This window comes from Microbacterium sp. Au-Mic1, assembly GCF_021341785.1.
Lineage (GTDB): Bacteria > Actinomycetota > Actinomycetes > Actinomycetales > Microbacteriaceae > Microbacterium.
This window is the reverse complement of record NZ_JAJTTF010000007.1, coordinates 1-20,825: the sequence shown is the minus strand read 5'-3', so window position 1 is coordinate 20,825 and position 20,825 is coordinate 1. Positions and strand designations below refer to the sequence as shown.

Genomic DNA, 20,825 nt, shown 5'->3' with positions numbered 1-20,825 from the left:
TCGGCGGCCACGAGATGGACGGGCGAAGTTGTGCGTCGTGACAACGTCGCCCGCCCATCGGCCGACGGATCAGATCCGCGGGGCCGCACGCAGCCCCATGTGCAGGAACTCCGTGCCGTCCGCGGCGGTGAGGAACCGGCCCACCGCGCGCCCGTCGTGGTCGCGCAGCAGCAGGTCCGCGCCGAGGGTGGCGCGGACGGTCGGCAGCGACGGGAGTCCCAGGTCGATGAGGTCCTGGCGCAGCTCGGGCGTGATCACGATCTCGTCGTGCTCGCGCGTCACCACGTTCTGCCAGAGGTTGACGTCGTAGCGTCCGAGGACATCGTCGGGCGACGGGTGGGTCGGCACGTCGTCCACCGGCGCAGGACGGATCCCGCGCAGGTTCTCCAGGCACCAGGACACGATCTGCGGACCGAGCCCGCTCGCACCGTTCGTCAGGACGGTGACGGCCAGGTCGTCGTCCGGCAGCAGCACCATCTCGCTGAGCTGCAGATTGCTGATGTTCCCGCCGTGCCGTACCACGCGTGCGTCGCCGACGTGCGTGAGCAGCCAGGGCAGGCCGATGCCGTCCAGCGGCGGACCCACCTCGATGTGCGCGCGCTGCATCGTCCGTCGCGTCTCGTCGCCGATCGGGGCGGTTCCCTCCGCCTCGCCGCGCAGGTGGAACCGGGCATACCGCAGCTGGTCGCGGACCGAGGAGAGCAGGCCGCCCTCGGGCGCCAGATCGCGGGTGAGGCCCCACACCGGAGCCGGCCGGGCGACGCCGTCGACGACGACGTGGCCTGTCACGACCGGCCGGGTGATCGCTTCCCAGGGGAAGTACACGCTGTCCGTCATGCCGAGCGGCCCGAGGACCGACTCGGCGATCAGCTCCTCGAACCCGCGCCCGGCCACGACGGCGCAGAGATGGCCGAGCAGGCGCAGACCGCTGTTGCTGTACGACGCGATCGCCCCGGGCGGGAAGAGCTGCGGGAGCTCGCCGAAGCCGGCGATGCTCTTCTGCAGCGCATCCGGCCCCCAGTCCTCGGCGTCATCGTCGATGTCGCCGAGGAAGCCGCCGGAGTGCGTGAGCAGATGCCGCACTCGGAGCTGGTCGAGGGCGTCCGCGTCGGCCAGCCGGAGATCGGGCAGGAGGTCGGCGACCCGGGTGTCCAGGTCGAAGGCGCCCTGTTCGATGAGGCGCATCGCGGCCGTGGCGGTCACGGTCTTCGAGGTGGATCCGATCGCGAACAGGGTGTCCGCTGTCACGGGCGCCCCGGTCGCGGTCGAGGCGACGCCCGTCGTGAGCACGTGCTCCGCGCCGCCGTCGACGATGCCGACCGCGATGCCGGGCACCTTCGTCTCGCGGGCGCCGTCGTCCAGCAGCTCCTGAAGGTCGTCGAGCATGGTGCTCCCCCTCACTCGTACATGCGGATCGAGGTCGGAGCGATGCCGTCGTCCTCGCTGAAGGTGGCTTTGTTGGCGAAGGTGTGCCGCGCGATGGTCGCATAGAGCACGACGGACGACGTCGTGAGCAGCGACTTCTCCGCGGCGGCCCAGTCATCGCATCCTTCGGTGCCCGCCTTGGCGGATGCAGCGGTCACCGCGGCGACGTAGGCCGGGTCGTCCACCGCGGCGAAGTTCGAGCCGTTCGGCGGCGTCGGTCCGGAGAAGAACGGCACCAGTGAGCTGGGCAGACCCACCGTGACCCCCGCTCCTGAGATGTCCCAGTCCCCGGTCGACAGCAGCGTCTCGCTGAGCGAAGGGCCGTCGAGGGACTTCACGGTCACGTCCACCCCGATCTTCTTCCACATCGACTGCAGCAGCTCGACGGCCGCCGTGCCGGTGTCGCCGAGAACCGAGGCGTAGATCATCTTGAGCGTGAGCGGCTTGCCATCCTTGGCCCTGATTCCGTCGGATCCGAGCTTCCAGCCCGCAGCGTCGAGGGCGGCGCCGGCCGCCTTCGCATCGAAACCGGGGATGTTGCCCTTGACGGTGTCCGCACGGCACGGGTTGGGGGCGACCGTGACGAAGCCGGTCGGCTCCTCGCCCGCGAACACCTGACGGGCCTGTGTCAGATCCACCGCCTGGGTGAGCGCCTTGCGCACAGCGGGATCCGAAGTGGCCCTGCCGCTCGCCTGGTTGTAGATCAGCTGGCCGGCCGGGGCGAGGATCTGCGTGTTGAAGAGCTTGGCGTTCTGGAGCCGTTGCTGATCCGGCCCGAGCACGCCGGCGGCGTTGACCTCGCCGGACATCACGAGGTTGGCCGCCGTGGTCTCGTTCGGGATGATCCGGAAGACGGCCTTGTCCGGCAGTCCCTTCTGCGTCGGATCCCAGTCGCCGGGTCCCCAGGTGAAGTCCTTCCGGCGCGTCAGGGTGTACTGGCTGTTCGGCGTGATCTCGGTCATCGTGAACATGCCCGTCGCGCCCTTGCCGGCGGCGAGGGCCTTGGGGTCTTTGAGCACGGTGCCGCACACGATCGAGATGCTGCCGACGTTCTGAAGGAGGAAGGAATCGGGGCGGCCGCTCGTGACCGTCACGGTCCGCGTGGCGTCGTCGCCGACCGCGGTCGTGCCCGGTTGCACCTGGAGCCCCATGAGGGGAGAGGCGGTGGCGGGATCCGCGACATGGCTGATGTTGGCGGCCACGTCGGTCGCCGTGAGCGGCGTGCCGTCGTCGCAGGTGAGCTTGTCGCGCAGCGTGAAGGTCGCGGTCGTGGTGTCGCCGCTCCACTTCTCCGCGAGGCCGGATGTGATGCTGCCGTCGTCCTTGATCTCGACGAGGCGCGAGTACAGGAACCGGTCGATCCCTCGCGCGACGGACATCGCCGTGATGAACGGATCGAGTGAACCGGGGTCGGTCGCGATGGCCTGCGTGAACGTCTTCCCGGTCGCGAGCGCGGCGTCCTTGCCGGCTCCGGCTGCGCCGCCTCCGGCGCAGGACGTCAGGACGAGGGCGGTCGCGCCGAGGATCGCGATGAGCGGGGTGCGGTGTCGCATCAGAAGCCTCCAGCAGTGTTCGGGTGGTGCGGGATGGGATGGGGAATGGCGCAGAAAGGGGAGAGGGATCGAGGTGAGGAGGGTCCGGGCCGACCCTGGACGGGTCGGCCCGGACCTCAGGAGCGCTCGGAGCGCAGCTGCTCGACGGCCGCGAATCCGGCGCGGCCGATCGCGGCGTCGACACGCGGAAGCCGTTCGTCGAGCGTGTGCGCGCGGGTGAAGACGGCGACGGCGTACGCACGGCCGTCCGGATACGTGACCACACCGGCCTCGTTGCGCCAGCCCGGCAGCGTCCCGGTCTTCGCCGCGAGGGTCACCCCGTTCGGGAACCCGGAGGTCAGGCGGTGCGGCCAGATCTGCTGCGCCATGATCGCCCTGGCCTGTGCGCAGGCCTCGGCGGGCGCCGCGGTGTCGGTCCACAGGGCGTTCAGCAGCGTCGTGACGTCGCGGGGCGTGGACGCCGAGGTGCGTGCGGGATCGAGAGCAGAGATCCGGAGCAGCCGCTCGGGATCCGTGCCGGCCAGCAGCTCCTCCAGATCGTCGTCGGCGGAACCGCCGAGGTCGGCCACCACGGACGCGAAAAGGTCCTCGCAGCATCCGATGAGCCGAGTGCTCCGCAGGCCGAGGTCGGCGATCACGCGATCGACGGCCTCGCCGCCCAGGCGGTGGTACAGGACGTCGGTGGCGGCGTTGTCGCTCATCGTCATCATGTTCTGGGCGAGGTCGCGCCAGCTCGCCTCCACGTCGTCGGAGAATCCGGCCGTGCCGATGCCGCCGATGCGGTACCGCGCGGTGACGGTCGTCCTCTCGGTCGGATCCAAGGTGCCCGCGGCGACGGCGCGGACGTAGGCGGTGAGCACCAGGATCTTGAAGACCGAGGCGAGCACGACGGGCTCGTCGGCGCCGGAGTCCACCTCCGGCCCGGACTCCGTGCCGATCGCGCGTGCGTGCAGGAAGCCCTCCGCGTCGGCGTCCGCGAAGACCTCCGCGATCGAGGTCGCTGTGGCGGTGAGGGCGCTCATGCGTCGACCCGGCGGTCCGCGCGTCCGGTGTGCAGGTACAGGGCGCGGCCGCTGCCGTCGTCGCCGACGAAGGCGTGCGGCATCCGCATGCCATGGTCCTTCTCCCGGGGGAGGAGGCTGTCGCCGGACCAGCCCACGAGCTCGACCGGAGCGGGTGCCGGTCCCAGTTCGGCGAAGATCCCCTTCATCGTGCGGGTGAGCCAGATCCGGCCCTCGTCGTCGACGCTCACCGTGGAGTCGGAGACCGAGGATGAGTAGGTGCCGAGGATGCGGTCGAGATCGACGTCGACAGGAGCGTCGGGGAGCACCGGGAGCGGAGCCATGTCGACACCGGCGAGGGCCGAGAGGATCTTCGAGAACAGGTCGTAGTAGAGGCCGACCGTGTCGCCGCCGTTCGTGAGCAGCACGACAGCGACGCCCGCGGAGGGCACGAAGCGCAGGAAGGCGTTCTGCCCGATCGTGCCGCCGTCGTGACCGTAGACCGGCCCGCCGGTCCAGTCGAAGATCTCCCAGCCCAGCCCCCAGGCGTCGCCGAGCACGCCGAGGTTCGGGAGGTCGACCTGTCGCTCCTGCATCGAGGCCACGCTCTGCGCGGAGAGCACCTTGGTGCCGTCGGGAGCGACGCCTCCGGCCATGTGCATGCCCGCGAACCCCAGCAGATCCCGCGGGGTCATCGCGAGCATCGAACCGGCCGGAGCATTGGAGCGCACCAGGCTCCACACGGGGGCGGCGACGGGCTCGTCGCCGTCGTCCGCAGGGATGTGCCCGAGCGCGGCGCGGAACATGATCGCCTGCGAGGCGTCGGTCGCGACATGCGTGAGACCCAGGGGGCGCGCGAGGTGCGCGTGCAGCGCCTGGTCGTAGGTCTGGCCGCGCAGCACCTCGACGATGCGGCCGAGCACCACGAAGGCCGCGTTGTTGTACGAGAAGCGCTCGCCGGGGGCGAAGAGCTGCGGGGCGTCGGCGATGGTCGCCAGGTACTTCTCGACCGCGTCGTCGCCCACGCCGGTGTCGTTGAAGAGGTCGCCCTCGAAGCCGCTGACATGGCTGAGCAGCTGGCGGGTGGTGATCGCGGAGGCGGCGGCGTCGTCGCCGATCGCGAAGGCGGGGACCGTGTCGCGCACCGGGGCATCGAGATCGAGCAGCCCTTCGTCCACGAGCTGCATGATGAGCGTCGCGGTCCAGGTCTTCGTGATGGAGCCGATCTGGAAGACCGAGTCCTCGTCGGCCTCCACCCCGGTGTTCTTGTTCAGGATGCCGGCCGCGGCGGTGAAGACCTCGCCGCCGGCGAGGATTCCCACGGAGGCGGCGGGGACGTGCGCATCGGCGATCAGTGCAGGGAGGTTCTCCCGCACCCAGGTGCCGATTTCGTTCAGGTCGGACATGTGCGCTCCTCTTCGTCGAGTGCGCCGTCGGTCAGGGTGACGGCGATGGGGCCGAGACTATGCGCGCGGATCCGCGTCCCGTTGGTGCGTGCCGACGAGGCTTCCGGAGACCTTGGTGCCTTCGGACAAGGCTGTGCCGGTCAGCGGCCGTGGACCGGGCACAGGGGCGTCGCCGACTATGCGGCGCCGCGCACGGCGCGCCCCGGGTGGGCGTCGACCACGATGTCCCCGGCGCGGACGACCTCGGTGCCGTGCACGAACAGGTGCCGCACGCCCCGGGAGGGGCGCGTGGGGTCGGCGTAGGTCGCACGGTCGGTGATCGTGGTGGGGTCGAGCACGACGAGGTCCGCATCGGCGCCGACCGTGAGGTGGCCCTTGGCGCGCATGGCGGGGGAGACCTCGTCCAGCACGCGCGCGGGCAGGTAGGAGCAGCGGCGGAACGCCTCGGTCCAGCTCCAGGAGCCGGATTCGCGGACCATGAGGCGGAGCGACTTCGCGAAGGTCCCGGCCGTGCGCGGGTGCGTCTGCCCGCCCTCGGGGAGCGGCCAGCGGCGCTGCTCGTAGACGGTCGGCGCTCCGCCGGATCCCGGCCACGAGATCGGCATGGCGTCGCTCGCCACGATCGCGTCCGGGTAGGCGAGCGCCCGGTGCAGGTGGGCGCGATCGAGGGGATCCGCCTCGTCCAGGAACGTGACGATGCACGCGGCCCCGGGATCCGCGGCGCGCACCTCGCGCAGCCGGGCCTCGTCGGCGATGCGCTCCCCGGTGTCGACGAGCACGAGTGCAGTCGGGTCGATGCCCAGGCCCGCGAGCTTCTCCGGCGCGAGGAAGAACGCGCCGATCGCGGTGCTGCCCGCGCCGTAGGGATACGCCTCGACGGTGACCCGGGATCCGGCCGCACGACTGCGGTCCAACAGTCCGAGGACGCGGTCGACGTGGCGCAGCGACGTGCTGTTCACGTGGCAGTGGTGCATCGCGGCCCCGGTCTCCGCCGCCGCCCGCACGAGCTCCTCCGAGCCGTCGATCGGGGTCGCCGGGTCGGCTTCGATCAGCTCCCGCACGTGCGTGAAGGTCGGCGCGTGGGCCGCGGCGGCGAGGCGGGCGAGCTGGAGGTACTCATCGGGGTCGGAGCGCGGGGCGTAGCCCATCAGCACGCCGATCCCGAGGGCCCCGGCGGCGAGCTCGTCCTCCAGCAGCCCCAGCCAGCGGCGCCGTTCCGCGGGGCTCGACGAGCGCTGCCATCCCGGGTTGCCGAGGAGATCCATCGACGCCGTGAAGTCGGGGACCGGGACGCGTTCGAGGTGCGCGTAGGCCCGCGCCTGGGCCCAGGAGGCGGAGAACCCGTAGTTGAGCGGACGCCCCTCGCGTCCGGCACGCGCGATGGCCTCGGCCACCGGCATGAGGCCGGCCTCCAGATCGAGCGCCGTGGTGACGCCGTCCAGAGCCTGCAGACGATGTCCGGCGATCGAGTGCACGTGGCTGTGCAGGTCGACGAAGCCCGGCCCGACGACGAGGCCCCCCGCATCGATCACGGTCGCCCCCTCCGGCGCGGCGATCCCGGATCCGATCGCGGCGATCCGGCCGTCGGAGATCAGCAGATCGGAGATCGTGTCGGAACCGGTCCTCGGGTCGATGACGCGCCCGCCGCGCAGCAGAGTTTCCACGCCCCCACGGTGCCAGCATCCGCACCCGGATGTCCGTTGCGGGCGGACGAAGATCCCGCCTGTTCCGGTGCGCCGCGACGAAGGTCACGGGCGGCGCGGCGGCGACGCGGATGCGCGCGGATCGCTCCGACCCCATAATGGACTCATCCATGTGACCGTGCACATCGAGGAGGCTCTGCATGTCGACCTCCTCCGAGCGCGCCCGGATGCCCAGCATCCGTGACGTCGCGCGGCTCGCCGGGGTCTCGCATCAGACCGTCTCGCGCGTGCTCAACGAGCATCCCAGCATCCGCCCGGAGACGAAGGAGCGGGTGCTCGACGCCATCCGCGTGCTGGACTACCGGCCCAACATCGCGGCACGCGCGCTCGCCACCAGCCGCTCGAACACGCTCGGGATCCTCTCGGCGACCACCGGCGAGTTCGGGCCCACATCCTCGATCGCGGCGATCGAGGACGCGGCGCGTGCCGAGCGCTACTCGGTCAGCACGCTGAACCTGCCCGACACCACGCCCGAGGCGATCGGCGCCGCGGTCCGTCAGCTGGTGCGGGAAGCCGTCGACGGCATCGTCGTGCTCGCCCCCCAGGTGCGCGTCTTCAACGTGCTCCGCGGGATGGCCGTATCGGTGCCGTTCGTCAGTCTGCAGACGGCGTCGGGATCGGACGGCTTCAGTCATTCCGCGGATCAGCTCGCCGGCGCGCGCATGATCACGGAGTACCTCATCCGGCTCGGGCACAGCGACATCCTGCACCTCGCGGGACCCCAGGACTGGATCGAGGCAGAGTCCCGCATGCGCGGGTACCTCGATGCGATGCGCGATGCGGACCTGCCGACGATCCCGCCGATCCGAGGTGACTGGACCGCCGACTTCGGGTATTTCGCGGGTCAGGAGCTCGCCCGCCGGCGCGATTTCACGGCGGTGTTCGCCGCGAACGATCTGATGGCGATCGGGCTCATGCACGGCTTCCGCGACGCGGGCCTGAGGGTGCCGATCGATGTGAGCGTCGTCGGCTTCGACGACATCCCTGTGGCGGCGCACGTGGCCCCGCCGCTGACGACGGTGCACCAGGACTTCGCCGAGCTGGGCCGACGCGCGGTGCGGATCCTGCTGGCACAGCTGCGCGGAGAGACCCCGCCGGCGTTCGGTCCGGTCGTGCCGGTGCTGTGCGGACGCGAATCCGCCGCGTCACGGTAAGGACACGAATTCGGCGACGGCACTTGACACTGCCGAAGCGCGAGGGCACGATGTAACCCGATGTGAACGGTAACATTTACTGGAACATCAACATCGGACTTTGGTATCGAAGGAGATCCGTGAGCGAGACGACGGCGTTGCCCACTGTGGCGGGACCGATCCTCGAGATGCGCAGCATCACGAAGGAGTTCCCGGGCGTGAAGGCCCTCTCCGATGTGTCGATCACCGTGCGCACCGGTGAGGTGCACGCCATCTGCGGCGAGAACGGTGCCGGCAAGTCGACCCTGATGAAGGTGCTGTCCGGGGTGTACCCGTTCGGCAGCTACGACGGCGAGATCCTGCTCTACGGGCAGGAGCAGCGCTTCAAGGACATCGCGGCCAGCGAGCATGCCGGGATCGTGATCATCCACCAGGAGCTCGCGCTCATCCCCGAGCTCTCCATCACCGAGAACATCTTCCTCGGCAACGAGATCCGCCGTGGGCCGCGCATCGACTGGACCGCGCAGAAGCAGCGCACCGTCGAGCTGCTCGCCCGTGTCGGTCTCAAGGAGGACCCGGACATCGCGATCAAGCACCTCGGCGTGGGCAAGCAGCAGCTCATCGAGATCGCCAAGGCGCTCAACAAGGACGTCAAGCTGCTCATCCTCGACGAGCCCACCGCGGCACTCAACGAGAACGACTCGCAGCACCTGCTCGACCTGATCCTGGGCCTGAAGGCCAAGGGCATCACGTCGATCATCATCAGCCACAAGCTCAACGAGATCGAGCAGATCGCCGATGAGATCACGATCATCCGCGACGGGCGCACGGTCGAGACGCTCGACGTCGGCCGCGGCGAGATCAACGAGGACCGCATCATCCGCGGTATGGTCGGACGCTCGCTCGAGAGCCGCTACCCCGACCGGACCCCGGAGATCGGCGACGTCTTCTTCGAGGTCAAGGACTGGTGGGTCCGCCACCCCTCGGTCGCCGAGCGCATGGTGGTAAAGGGATCCAGCATCGAGGTGCGCCGTGGCGAGGTCGTCGGCATCGCCGGGCTGATGGGCGCCGGCCGCACCGAGTTCGCGATGAGTATCTTCGGGCGCTCCTACGGGCAGTTCCTCTCCGGCACGATCGTCAAGGACGGGCAGGAGATCTCCCTCCCGGACGTGCGCAGCGCGATCAGGCACGGACTCGCCTATGTCAGTGAGGACCGCAAGGTACTGGGCCTCAACCTGCTCGACACCATCAAGCGCTCGATCGTCTCCGCCAAGCTCTCCAAGATCTCCCGCAACGGCGTCGTCAACGATGTCGAGGAGGCGCAGGTCGCAGAACGCTACCGCAAGTCTCTGCGCATCAAGACCCCGACCGTCGATCAGGGCGTCGGCACGCTCTCGGGCGGCAACCAGCAGAAGGTCGTGCTGGCGAAGTGGATGTTCACGGATCCTGATCTGCTGATCCTGGACGAGCCCACGCGCGGCATCGACGTCGGCGCGAAGTACGAGATCTACGGCATCATCAACGAGCTCGCGGCTCAGGGGAAGGGCGTCATCGTCATCTCCAGCGAGCTGCCCGAGCTGCTCGGCATGTCCGACCGCATCTACACCGTGTTCGAGGGGCGCGTCACCGACTGCCTCCCGGCATCCGAAGCCACCCCGGAGGCGCTCATGCGCAGCATGACCTCCCTCACTCAGAAAGCATCCGCATGAGCACCACCACGACCCCGACCCCGTCGGCCACGACGCCGACGCCTCCGACGCCGGAGGGTTTCCGCTTCCGCGACATCACGAAGATGATGGGCGGCGGCCAGTCCACCAGCCGTCAGTTCGGCATCCTCGGATCCCTGGTCGTGATCATCATCATCTTCCAGATCTGGACCGGCGGGCTGACTCTGTCGCCTGGCAACCTGATCAACGTCGTCAGCCAGTACTCATACATCCTGATCCTCGCGATCGGGATGGTGATGGTCATCATCATGGGCCACATCGACCTGTCCGTCGGCTCGGTCGCCGCCTTCGTCGGCATCATCGTGGCCCAGTCGATGGCGAACTGGCACTTCCCGTGGTGGGCGGCCATCCTCCTCGGCCTCGCCCTCGGCGCGCTCGTCGGCGCGTGGCAGGGATTCTGGGTCGCATTCGTGCGCGTCCCCGCGTTCATCGTGACCCTGGCGGGAATGCTGTTCTTCCGCGGCGCGAACCAGTGGTTCGGCCAGTCGACCTCGGTCGCCGTTCCCACCGATTTCCAGTACATCGGGGCCGGCTACCTTCCCGAGCTGCCGATCTCGGTTCCGTTCAACTTCCTCACCATGGTGCTCGCGCTGCTCGCCGTCGTCTGGGTGGTCGTGTTCGAGATGTTCCTGCGCCGCTCGCAGCGCAAGGCGGGCACCGAGGTCGCGCCGGTCTGGGTCAGCGTCGTCAAGGTCGTGGTCCTGTCCGCCCTGATCCTCGTGGCGGGCTGGCTGTTCGCCACCGGGCGGCCGGGAACGAGCTTCCCGATCTCGGGCGTGATCCTGCTGCTGCTCGTCATCGTCTACACCTTCGTCACCCGCAACACCGTGTTCGGCCGTCACCTCTATGCGGTCGGCGGCAACCGTCAGGCCGCGCGCCTGAGCGGCGTGAAGGACCGCTGGACCGACTTCTTCGTGATGATGAACATGTCGGTGCTCGCGTCGGTCGCGGCGATGATCTACGTCGCCCGCGCCACGGCTTCGGGCCCCCAGGACGGCAACGGCTGGGAGCTCGACGCGATCGCGGCCGTGTTCATCGGCGGTGCGGCCGTCTCCGGCGGCATCGGCACCGTGATCGGATCGATCATCGGTGGTCTGGTCATGGCCTTCCTCAACAACGGTATGGCGCTGCTCGGCTTCGGCGCCGACGTGGTCTCGATGGTCAAGGGCCTCGTGCTCCTGCTCGCGGTCGCGGTCGACGTCTGGAACAAGCAGCAGGGCCGTCCGTCCCTCACCGGTTTCATCACGCGCCGGTTCTCCCGTTCGGAAGAGCCGTTCCCCACCGCCGCCGGCAGCGCGAGCGGCAAGTAAAAGAGGTCCGGGCCGCGCTCGCGGCACGATCCTGCATTCACCTGAGATGCACACACCAAGAGAGAAAGAGATCCCAATGAAGAAGATCCTCCTTTCGGCGACAGCGGTCGTCGTCGCGGGTGCCTTCGCCCTCACCGGCTGCTCGTCCGAGCGCGGCGGAACCCCCGCCTCGAGCGGTGCGGCCGCCAAGGGCTTCGCGGCCGACGCGAAGATCGGTGTCGCCCTGCCGGACAAGACCAGTGAGAACTGGGTGCTGGCGGGCAAGCTGTTCACCGACGGTCTGACCAAGGCGGGCTTCAAGCCCGACGTGCAGTACGCGCCGGCCAGCAACACCGTCGCCGAGCAGCAGAACCAGATCCAGGCCATGGTCACCGGCGGTGCGAAGGTCATCATCATCGGCGCGAAGGACGGCAAGCAGCTGTCCACCCAGGTCAAGGCCGCGCACGACGCCGGCGCGACCGTCATCGCGTACGACCGCCTGATCGAGAACACGGACGCCGTGGACTACTACGTCGCGTTCGACAACTTCAAGGTCGGTCAGCTGCAGGGCCAGGCCCTGCTGGACGGCCTCGCCAAGCGCGCGGGCCACCCGGCGCCGTACAACATCGAGCTGTTCTCCGGCTCCGCGGACGACGCGAACTCGGCGGTCTTCTTCAAGGGCGCGATGGACGTGCTCGAGCCGAAGATCAAGGACGGCACGCTCAAGGTCGTCTCGGGTCAGACCGAGATCACCCAGACCGCGACGGACGGCTGGAAGGCAGAGAACGCGCAGCGCCGCATGGACGCGCTGCTCACCGCCAACTACAGCTCCGCCACGATCGACGGCGTGCTGAGCCCGAACGACACCCTCGCCCGCGCCATCATCACCTCGGTGCAGCAGGCCGGCAAGCCGGTTCCGGTGGTCACCGGCCAGGACTCCGAGGTCGAGTCGGTGAAGTCGATCATGGAGGGCGTGCAGTACTCCACGATCAACAAGGACACCACGCTGCTGGTCGCCCAGGCGATCAAGATGGCTCAGGAGCTGCAGAAGGGCGACAAGGTCGACGTCAACGACACCAAGTCCTACAACAACGGCGTCAAGGTCGTCCCGTCGTTCCTGCTCGCGCCGGTCATCGTGACGAAGGACAACGCCGCCGAGGCGTACGCCAACGTCCCGGCTCTGCTCGACGTCGTGAAGTCGTACAACAAGTAAGTCCTGCACCGGACAGAGACAGCGAAGGGCCGCGCGGATCACCGCGCGGCCCTTCCGCGTTCCCCGGCCGTGGCGGCGGCCGGCTCGGCGCCCGTGCGGCTAAGCCGTGTCGGGCCGGATGCGCCGCCGGAGGGAGCGGCCTGCGTCGCGCGTCGCGCGTGCGGCGCGCCGCACTCCGGCCCGCGGCCGCGCGACGTGCCCCCATCGCCAGCCCCTCGCGTCGGCGAACTCGACCAGTTCGATGTCGTTCGGCTCCTCCGATGCCAGGAGCTCGACGTAGTAGGCCGCTCGGCGCGCCAGATAGGGCTCGCGTCGGAACACCTGCGGCACGAACTCGTCGAGCCGGCCGGCGACATCGAGGGTGAGCATGGTGCGCATGCATTTCCAGCAGCGTGAGCAGTTCGTCGTCCTCGCCGGGTCGGGATCGATGCACACGTCGAGGTAGCGCGAGTGCCGCATGCCCGCGAGCGCGAGCGTCCGCTCGATGCGGGACAGTCCCGAACCGGTCGACTCCAGGGTCAGCGCGGGTGTCGACAGCAGCGGGAACGTCATCGGGCCCGCCAAGCCGATGTCGCCATGCGGGGGCGGCATGCGCACATTCCGGTAGGCGCCCTCGGACGCATGGTAGGAGCGTCCGACGCCTCCGCCAAGAAGATGCACCGCGGCCGCATTCCGGAACGTGACCGTCTCCATGAACCCCATTCCCGGATAGTGCGCTCCGACGTTGCTGTCGACACGGAGGAACGGGAGCCCGAGGTCGGCTGCGAGAGGCGCCAGCGCGCGGTAGCGCGCGTCCCACAGCGCGCCTCCGCCCTCGCCATGGGCTCCCACGTTGTTGTTCACCAGGTGGGTGACCCGCATGTCCGGCGGCACCCCCGGACGGAGCGCGTACTCCATGAGCGTCGCGAAGCTGTCCACGCCTCCGGAGAACCCCGTCACGACCCCGGGCGGGGCTGATCCGGCCGGGACGGCGTCGTCCGCCGTCACGGAGACTCTGCGGTAGGCCGCGTGCACCGAGCGCACGAGCGGCTGCAGATCATGGTTCAGCCGATGCAGCAGGCTGTCCGTGACGGTCCCGCCCACATGCAGGTCGCGCCCGTACCGCATCGCGGGCAGAAGGAGCGCGACCGCGATGTGGTCGGCCCGGTCGCCGAGGAGGTCCTCGTGCTCGGCGGCCACCGAGAACCACAGCGGATCCGCTCCGTCGACATCGGCGGACACGCGAACGCTCCCGTCGCCGTCGCGCATCCGACGCGGCGCCGCCGTGATCAGAGCGGGTGGGGAATCGAGCACCACAGGGGAAGGATACCGATCCGGTGCGGCGGCGTCATCGGCGGGATCCGGGTCGTGGCCCGCTGCGGCGGACGACTCCGGGACAGGGCCGGCGATACCGGCGCAGGTGGCGACGACTCGAGGGCACCGGTCGCGGGCGCCCGCGCTTCATCATCCGTGGTCCGAGCCAGGCTCCGACTAGACTGGGCTGCGGATCGACGACGCTCCACCACCCCACTTCCCTCTTGAACAAGGAGCACTCTGTGGCACTGATCGAGGCTGTAGGCGCACGCGAGATTCTCGACTCCCGTGGCAACCCGACCGTCGAGGTGGAGGTGCTCCTCGATGACGGCATCGTGCAGCGCGCCGCCGTGCCGTCGGGTGCGTCCACTGGCGCCTTCGAGGCGTACGAGCTCCGCGACGGCGACAAGAGCCGCTACGGCGGCAAGGGCGTGCTGAAGGCCGTCGAGGCCGTGATCGACGAGCTCGGCCCCGCGATCGAGGGCGTCGAGGCCAGCGAGCAGCGCATCATCGACGAGATCCTCATCGAGGTCGACGGCACCGACAACAAGAGCCGGGTGGGCGCGAACGCGATCCTCGGCGTGAGCCTCGCCGTGGCCAAGGCCGCGGCCGACTCGGCGGATCTGCCCCTGTTCCGCTACCTGGGCGGCCCCAACGCGCACCTGCTGCCCGTGCCGCTGTTCAACGTCATCAACGGCGGCTCCCACGCCGACAACGGCATCGACATGCAGGAGTTCTTCCTCGCACCGATCGGCGCCGACAGCTTCTCCGAGGCGCTGCGCTGGGGCACCGAGGTCTACCACGTGCTCAAGGGCGAGCTGAAGGCCGCGGGCTTCGCCACCGGCCTCGGCGATGAGGGCGGTTTCGCCCCCGACCTGCCCAGCAACCGCGAGGGCCTCGAGTTCCTGGTCAAGGCGATCGAGAAGGCCGGCTTCACGCCGGGCACCGACATCGCGCTCGGCCTCGACGCCGCCGCCACCGAGTTCTACAACGACGGCGTGTACCGCCTCGACGACAAGGACTGGGACGCCGCGTCGCTCACCGACTACTACGTCGGCCTGGTCAAGGACTTCCCGATCGTGACGATCGAGGACGCCCTCGCTGAGGACGACTGGGACGGCTGGAAGGGCCTCACCGAGAAGCTCGGCTCGCAGATCCAGCTCGTCGGCGACGACCTGTTCGTCACCAACCCGGAGCGCCTGCAGAAGGGCATCGATCTGGGCGTCGCGAACTCGCTGCTGGTCAAGGTGAACCAGATCGGCACGCTGTCCGAGACGCTCGACGCGATCAGCCTGGCGCACCGCTCCGGCTACACCACGATGCTCTCGCACCGCTCCGGCGAGACCGAAGACACGACGATCGCCGATCTCGTCGTCGCCGTGAACTCGGGCCAGATCAAGAGCGGCGCGCCCGCTCGATCCGAGCGGGTCGCGAAGTACAATCAGCTTCTGCGCATCGAGGAGGAGCTGGGCGACGCGGCGGTCTTCGCCGGACGTTCCGCCTTCCCGCGCTTCAAGGGCTGAGCGGCACATCCGCATATCGCCGGTCCGGCCATCGGCCGGAGGCCGCTGACGACACGGAGGAGGAGTCATGACATCACGTCGGACTCCTCCTTCGTCGTCCGCGGCGGCCGCTTCCGGAGTCCGGCCGGCCGGGCGGCCCGAGCGCGCCGCGCCCGCCCGCGCCGTCGACGTGCGGGGCTGGGTCGGCGGCATCAGGCTCAGCGGCTTCATGGTGATCATGCTGTCGCTCGTCGTGCTCGGGGCGTGGGTGCTCGTGCCCACCCTCGGCACCTATCTCGATCAGAAGCAGCGGATCGCGGCGCTGGAGCACTCCGTGCAGGTCACGCAGAAGCAGATCGACGCCCTCACGGCGGAGCGCCAGCGCTGGAACGATCCGGCCTACATCACCGCGCAGGCCAGGGAACGGCTGTTCTACGTCAAGCCGGGCGAGGTCGTCTACCTGATCGACAACGACATCGATCCTGCCGCTCAGCCCGTCGAACAGGCACCCGTCAGCGACACCGTGCAGGAGAAGTCGTCGGACTGGGCAGGACAGCTGCTGCGCAGCGTGACCGGGGCCGGCCTCGCCAAGACCGCCGCAGGCTCGGGCGCGCGCTGAGGCGTCCCGCAGGCGGACCCCGTACCCTGGAGGGGTGACCACGCCGCCCTTCGCCCCGCCCACCGACGCCGAGATCGCGGTCGTCTCCGCCCAGCTCGGCCGTGAGGCCAGGGGGGTCGTCGGGGTCGCCGCTCGGTGCGTCTGCGGCAACCCGACGGTCGTGGCGACGCTGCCGAGACTGGCCGACGGTTCGCCGTTCCCCACCTTCTACTACCTCTCGCACCCGGCCGCGGCCGCCGCGATGTCGACCCTCGAGGCCGAACACGTGATGCCGGAGCTCGCCGCGCTGCTGGACAACGAGGACACGGCGGCCGCCTACCTGAGGGCGCATCAGGCATATCTCGCCGACCGCGCGCAGTACGGCGATGTGCCCGAGATCGCGGGCGTCTCGGCGGGGGGCATGCCCTCCCGCGTGAAGTGCCTGCACGCCCTGGCCGGCCATGCGCTGGCCGCGGGGGAGGGCGTCAACCCCATCGGCGACGAGGCGCTGCAGCGCGCGCGGTGGTCGCCCCAGCGCTGCGAGTGCGTGGAGCCGGGAGCCGCCCTGGGGCGGTGAGCCGAGTCCGATGACGTCGTCGACCACACGCCTCCTGAACGCACGGCGGATCCGATCCGTCGTGGCGGTGCTCGCGCTCGCTCTCGTGGCTCCGCTCGCGATCGGGGCCACCCCGACGCCGAGCCCGACGGATCCCGAGCGCGCGGCCGAGTACTGGCTCGAGGGCGCCCACATCGACGCCGCGTGGAAGACCACGCGCGGCGCGGGCGTCACCATCGCGGTCATCGACACGGGCATCGCCAAGGGCCCGCCCGAGTTCGAGGGCGCCGTCACCGACGGCACCGACGTCTCGGGGATCGGATCCGATGACGGCCGCACGCCGCTCGGGCCGCTGGACAGCGATCACGGATCCAGAGTCGCCTCCCTGGCGGCGGGCAGGCCGAAGGCCGACGGCACCGGCATGATCGGCGTCGCGCCCGAGGCGAAGCTGCTCTCCGTCTCGCTCGGGTTCGGAACCACGGCGCCCGTGCCGTTCACGAAGCAGGTGGCCGACGCGATGAAGTGGGCCGTCGACCACGGCGCCAACGTGATCAATCTGTCGTTCACCACGAACACGTTGGAGTGGGACCGCAGCTGGGACGAGGCGTTCCTCTACGCCTTCCAGCACGACGTCGTGGTGGTGGTGGCGGCCGGCAACCGCGGCAGCGGTACGGCCATGGTCGGCGCCCCCGCGACGATCCCGGGTGTGCTCGCGGTCGGGGGAGTGGACCAGCGCGGTGTTGCCAGCAAGGCCGCATCGACCCAGGGCATCTCGATCGCCGTCTCGGCGCCCAGTGAGTCGCTGCTCGGCGTCGACGCGAACGGGACGATCGAGACCTGGAACGGCACGAGCGGTGCGGCCCCGATCGTGGCCGGCGTCGTCGCCCTCGTGCGCGCGGCTCACCCCGACATGGACGCGAACAACGTGATCAACCAGATCATCCAGACGGCACGCCCTGCGCCGCAGGCGACCGCGCATCCCGACCCGCTCTACGGTTACGGCCTGATCGACGCGGCGGCGGCGGTGTCCGCGTCGGTGCCTTCGGTCGATCAGAACCCGCTCGGCGACCTGGCCGACTGGATCCGCCTGCACCGCCGGGCGGAGGCCCCGCAGCCGCAGCAGCCGACCTCGACCCCGGTCGCGATCCCGCCTCTGCCGCGCGCGGATGCGCCGACCAAGGCCACCTCGCCGCTGATCCCCAGCCCGGACTCGTTGCTGTACGGTACCCTGCCGCTCACAGCCCTCACGGTGCCTGGTATCCTGATAGCGCTTGGCGTCACCGCTGCTGCCCGGCGCATCCGTTCGGCGCGCGCATCCGCACGCCAAAATCCCGATGACTGAGGAGTAAGCCTCCGTGACTGAGAGCACCGTGGCAAAGAGCGCTGCTGCGCCCAAGATCCTGATCGTGGGCGGTGGTTACGCCGGTTTCTACACCGCGTGGAAGCTCGAGAAGCACCTCCGCAAGGGCGAGGCCGAGGTCACGATGGTGGACCCGCTGCCGTACATGACATACCAGCCCTTCCTGCCGGAGGTCGCCGCGGGGTCGATCGAGCCGCGGCACGCGGTCGTCGCCCACCGACGCCACCTGAAGCGCACCAACGTGGTGACGGCGAAGGTCACCGGCATCGACCACGCCAGCAAGGTCGCGACGATCACGCCGGCGATGGGCGAGCCGTACGAGTTCGCGTACGACCAGATCGTGGTGACGGCGGGTGCCGTCTCGCGCACCTTCCCGATCCCCGGCATCGCCGACAACGCGATCGGTCTGAAGACCATCGAAGAGGCCGTCGCCGTGCGCGACAAGCTGCTGTCGAACTTCGACAAGGCCGCCTCCATCCCCGCCGGGCCCGAGCGGGACCGCCTGCTCACGGTCGTCGTCGTCGGCGGCGGTTTCGCCGGCATCGAGGCGTTCGCCGAGCTCCGCTCGTTCGCGTCGTCGCTCATCGCGAAGTACCCGCAGCTGTCGTTCGACGACACCCACTTCCACCTCATCGAGGCGATGGGCCGGATCATGCCCGAGGTCTCGCTGAAGACGAGCGAATGGGTGCTGAAGGATCTCGCCAAGCGCGGCGCCAACGTGCACCTGGACACCCAGGTCAAGGGCGCCGTCGACGGCAACGTCGAGCTCTCCACCGGTGAGGTCATCCCGACCGACCTGATCGTCTGGACCGCGGGCGTCATGGCCAACCCCACCGTCGTGCGCGGCGGCGACCTGCCGGTCGAGGAGCGCGGGCGCATCCAGACCCGCGCCGACCTGCGCGTCGGCACCCCCGAGGCGTTCGTCGAGGGCGCCTGGGCCGCGGGCGACGTGTCGGCCGTCCCCGACCTGTCCGGCGGCGGCGTCGGAGGCATGTGCGTGCCCAACGCGCAGCACGCCGTGCGCCAGGCCAAGCTGCTCGCCAAGAACCTCGTCGCGGTGCTGCGCGGTGAGACGCCCAAGGACTACTTCCACAAGAACCTCGGCGCCGTGGCCGGTCTCGGCCTCTACAACGGCGTCTTCCAGTCCGGCAAGCTTGCGCTGAAGGGCTTCGTGGCCTGGGTCGCGCACCGCGGCTACCACGGCCTCGCGATGCCCTCGTGGGAGCGCAAGTGGCGCGTGCTGTGGGGCTGGTGGAACAACCTGTGGCTCGGCCGCGACATCGTCGGCCTCGAGGCCGTGCAGACGCCGCGCGCCGTGTTCGACGAGTTCGCCGCACGTCCGCGCCCGGCCGTCGAGGCGGCTCCGGCGAAGGTCGAGAAGGCCAAGGAGCCGGTCGGCGCCGCCAAGTAGGGCCCCGTCTCGTTCGGAACGCCCCCGGATCCTCTTCGCAGAGGGGCCGGGGGCGTTCTGCGTCTGCAGCAGGGCCGCCATGCCGGCGTCTCGCAGGAAACGCCGTCGGAACTGGCTGTATGTCGTCGACGGCATGGGGGCGGATCCGCCGCGGAACGCGCGAATCGACGACGCGGCGGACTTCCGGGATTTTGGGTATTGACGCGGGAGCTCCAGGGCGAGTACCACTTGTCTCGGTATCCGCGTGGGGGAGCGCGCCTACCAGTTCTACGGAGCTGTGCGTTCTACGGGGCTGGAGGTCTTGGTGTCGACCAGGACGGATGACAGGGGGCGGCGCGCGTCGGATCTTCCGATCGTGCGCAGCTGGCGCACACGCGCCGTGGCGCTGGTCGCCGCGTTCGCGACCGCGCTCGTCATGTCGTTCCCGGCGAGCGCCTCGGCCGTTCCGCCGGTGGCCGCACCCGCCTCGGTCCCGTCCCGCCCCGCTCCCGCGATGACGAACGTCGCCGCGGACGCTGCGAACAGCCGGGCACGGCTCGAGGGGCTGATCGCCCAGCAGCAGTTCTCGGCGTACGCGGAGGCGCTGGCCGCCTACCTCGCCGAGAAGGCCGCATACGAGGCCGCGCTGCAGCAGGCGCAGGTGGACGCCGCGAGCCAGGTCACCCCGGTCGCGGACGCCGGGACGGTGGCATCGGGCGTCGTCGAGGCGCCGGTGAGCGATCCCGGCACGGTCGTGACGGTGACTCCCGCCGCGTCGCCGGCGACGACGGATCCGACCCCGTCGAACCAGGGCTCGCAGATGCACTGCGTGCGCAGCGCCGACGGCAACTCCGTCACGTGCAGCTCGGGCACGCCCGCGACCGGGTCGACGGGCACGGGTTCGACCGGCGCCGGGTCGACGGGCACGGGTTCGACCGGCACCGGGTCGACGGGCACAGGTACGACCAGCACCGGGTCGACGGGCACAGGTTCGACGGGCACGACGGGGACCGGGACGGGTTCGACCGGCACCGGGTCGACGGGCACGGGATCATCCGACACGTCGACCGGGACGACCGGATCCGGAACCGCCGGCACTCCGAGCCCGACTCCGGATCCCTCGCCTTCGCCGATCATGGCGGACGCGGCCCCCGCCACGCCGGTGGACGCTTCCGCCGTGCTCACCCAGAGCCAGCTCGACTCCGCGGTGGCCCAGGCGCAGGCCGAATGGCAGGCCGTCGACCCGAACGCGGACTTCTCCGGATTCAGCGCGACCGTCGGCGACCTCGACGCCGGCTGGCTCGGCAGCGAGGACTCCGGATCCGTCATCATCGACGCGCACGCCGCGGGGTGGGGCTGGGACGTGACGTTCCCCGGCGATCCCGCCTCCGCGCACATGGACCTGCTCACTGTCGTGCGCCACGAGCTCGGCCACGTGCTCGGCCTCGGGCACACGCCGGGGACGGTGATGACGCCTTCGCTCTCCGCCGGCGAGAGCTACGGCGTGGATGCTTCACTGCTGCCGGCTCCCGCGCCGGCTCCCGATCCCGCGCCGGCTCCCGATCCTGCCCCTGCCCCTGCCCCTGCCCCCGCACCGGACCCGGCGCCCGCCCCTGCGGCCGACCCCTCACCGGCGCCCTCCGCCGGCCCTGCGCCCGTCGCCGACGCCTCAGCCG

The 20,825-nt window shown here is 70.1% G+C and carries 16 protein-coding genes; 10 read left to right on the top strand and 6 right to left on the bottom strand.

The genetic code is table 11. The features are described from left to right. Positions 1-69: 69 nt before the first annotated feature. The 5 genes from LXM50_RS10740 to LXM50_RS10720 form a co-directional block, all read right to left on the bottom strand. Positions 70-1,386, bottom strand: a complete 1,317-nt coding sequence (locus tag LXM50_RS10740; RefSeq protein WP_233311318.1) for a serine hydrolase — start codon at positions 1,384-1,386, stop codon at positions 70-72. Between the two features lie 11 nt (positions 1,387-1,397). Beyond that, positions 1,398-2,978 carry an ABC transporter substrate-binding protein gene (locus LXM50_RS10735; RefSeq protein ID WP_233311317.1) on the bottom strand — a complete coding sequence of 527 codons (1,581 nt, stop codon included), beginning with the start codon at positions 2,976-2,978 and terminating at the stop codon, positions 1,398-1,400. 116 nt (positions 2,979-3,094) lie between these two features. Then, positions 3,095-4,000, bottom strand: coding sequence for a serine hydrolase (locus LXM50_RS10730; protein WP_233311316.1), 906 nt, complete (start codon positions 3,998-4,000; stop codon positions 3,095-3,097). Further along, complete coding sequence (locus tag LXM50_RS10725) at positions 3,997-5,385, bottom strand: serine hydrolase (protein ID WP_233311315.1); 1,389 nt, start codon at positions 5,383-5,385, stop codon at positions 3,997-3,999. Before LXM50_RS10725 ends, LXM50_RS10730 begins: the two co-directional genes overlap by 4 nt. 176 nt (positions 5,386-5,561) lie before the next feature. After that, on the bottom strand, positions 5,562-7,049 hold the full coding sequence (locus LXM50_RS10720) for an amidohydrolase family protein (RefSeq protein ID WP_233311314.1): 1,488 nt from the start codon (positions 7,047-7,049) through the stop codon (positions 5,562-5,564). Positions 7,050-7,228: 179 nt separating this feature from the next. Here LXM50_RS10720 and LXM50_RS10715 point away from each other — a divergent pair, with 179 nt between their 5' ends. The 4 genes from LXM50_RS10715 (at position 7,229) to LXM50_RS10700 (ending at position 12,450) form a co-directional block, all read left to right on the top strand. Beyond that, positions 7,229-8,242, top strand: coding sequence for a LacI family DNA-binding transcriptional regulator (locus tag LXM50_RS10715; protein ID WP_233311313.1), 1,014 nt, complete (start codon positions 7,229-7,231; stop codon positions 8,240-8,242). A gap of 167 nt (positions 8,243-8,409) precedes the next feature. Continuing rightward, positions 8,410-9,930: a multiple monosaccharide ABC transporter ATP-binding protein gene (gene mmsA, locus LXM50_RS10710; RefSeq protein WP_267920820.1), complete on the top strand. Its 1,521-nt coding sequence runs from the start codon at positions 8,410-8,412 to the stop codon at positions 9,928-9,930. Then, complete coding sequence (gene mmsB / locus LXM50_RS10705; RefSeq protein ID WP_374107824.1) at positions 9,927-11,258, top strand: multiple monosaccharide ABC transporter permease; 1,332 nt, start codon at positions 9,927-9,929, stop codon at positions 11,256-11,258. The genes mmsA and mmsB overlap by 4 nt, the downstream gene beginning before the upstream one ends. A 76-nt stretch (positions 11,259-11,334) precedes the next feature. Next, positions 11,335-12,450: a sugar-binding protein gene (locus LXM50_RS10700; RefSeq protein ID WP_233311312.1), complete on the top strand. Its 1,116-nt coding sequence runs from the start codon at positions 11,335-11,337 to the stop codon at positions 12,448-12,450. A 99-nt stretch (positions 12,451-12,549) separates the two neighbouring features. Here LXM50_RS10700 and LXM50_RS10695 read toward each other — a convergent pair whose 3' ends face one another. Beyond that, a complete protein-coding gene (locus LXM50_RS10695; RefSeq protein WP_233311311.1) occupies positions 12,550-13,746 on the bottom strand; it encodes a hypothetical protein in 1,197 nt (398 codons plus the stop codon). 239 nt (positions 13,747-13,985) lie between these two features. On the opposite strand from LXM50_RS10695, the gene eno reads away from it, so the two are divergent. The 6 genes from eno to LXM50_RS18740 form a co-directional block, all read left to right on the top strand. Continuing rightward, positions 13,986-15,266 carry a phosphopyruvate hydratase gene (eno, locus tag LXM50_RS10690; protein ID WP_233311310.1) on the top strand — a complete coding sequence of 427 codons (1,281 nt, stop codon included), beginning with the start codon at positions 13,986-13,988 and terminating at the stop codon, positions 15,264-15,266. Between the two features lie 67 nt (positions 15,267-15,333). Next, the gene (locus LXM50_RS10685; RefSeq protein WP_233311309.1) at positions 15,334-15,864 is read left to right on the top strand and encodes a septum formation initiator family protein; all 531 of its coding nucleotides are present in this window, start codon (positions 15,334-15,336) and stop codon (positions 15,862-15,864) included. Between the two features lie 34 nt (positions 15,865-15,898). Next, positions 15,899-16,420: a DUF501 domain-containing protein gene (locus LXM50_RS10680; protein WP_233311308.1), complete on the top strand. Its 522-nt coding sequence runs from the start codon at positions 15,899-15,901 to the stop codon at positions 16,418-16,420. Between the two features lie 10 nt (positions 16,421-16,430). Further along, positions 16,431-17,741: a S8 family serine peptidase gene (locus tag LXM50_RS10675; protein WP_233311307.1), complete on the top strand. Its 1,311-nt coding sequence runs from the start codon at positions 16,431-16,433 to the stop codon at positions 17,739-17,741. A gap of 13 nt (positions 17,742-17,754) precedes the next feature. Next, on the top strand, positions 17,755-19,170 hold the full coding sequence (locus LXM50_RS10670) for an FAD-dependent oxidoreductase (RefSeq protein WP_233311306.1): 1,416 nt from the start codon (positions 17,755-17,757) through the stop codon (positions 19,168-19,170). A 355-nt stretch (positions 19,171-19,525) separates the two neighbouring features. Beyond that, the coding region (locus LXM50_RS18740) for a matrixin family metalloprotease (protein WP_233311305.1) at positions 19,526-20,825 on the top strand (1,300 nt) is incomplete at its 3' end.